Source organism: Bariatricus sp. HCP28S3_F11 (assembly GCF_052065395.1).
Taxonomy (GTDB): Bacteria; Bacillota; Clostridia; order Lachnospirales; family Lachnospiraceae; genus Allocoprococcus.
On sequence record NZ_JBQHUC010000127.1, the window covers coordinates 1 to 377 of the forward strand.

1 protein-coding gene and 1 pseudogene are annotated in these 377 nt (G+C 38.2%); both read right to left on the reverse strand.

Going from position 1 to position 377, the window contains the following annotated elements:
• The coding region (locus ACTNBR_RS16590; protein ID WP_441019283.1) for a cysteine-rich KTR domain-containing protein at positions 1-135 on the reverse strand (135 nt) is incomplete at its 3' end.
• Positions 136-186: 51 nt separating this feature from the next.
• Positions 187-377 (reverse strand): annotated as a pseudogene (locus ACTNBR_RS16595) (elongation factor G); the annotation flags it as partial.

A 377-nucleotide genomic window follows, 5' to 3' on the forward strand; every position in this document is an offset into this window, starting at 1 on the left:
GTCAACTTTAATCAATCTTTCTTGTCTGCATTTTGGACAATAAAGGGGATAATTCTCCAAAACAGTGTCCTTCCTAATTTTATTACGGGTTTTGCTCCCACAAACAGGACACAATATCCATTCGCATTTCATCATAATTAGTCTCTAATCCTTTCAAATCTCATTTTATATGACTTTTGCAAGCTGTTAAGCTAACTTGTGGAACATATGCCGAACCTTATCTATACGGCTATTCGGGCGGCGGGGTTGGCAAATAAATTTACCAATAGCTGGCTGGTATCCTTTTAACTCTGTCAAGCAGACTCCCTGCCCATTTGTGAAATAAGTTAAATCGTTCCTGTATTCTTGAATACATCTAGCAGGGATTTCTCCTTTCA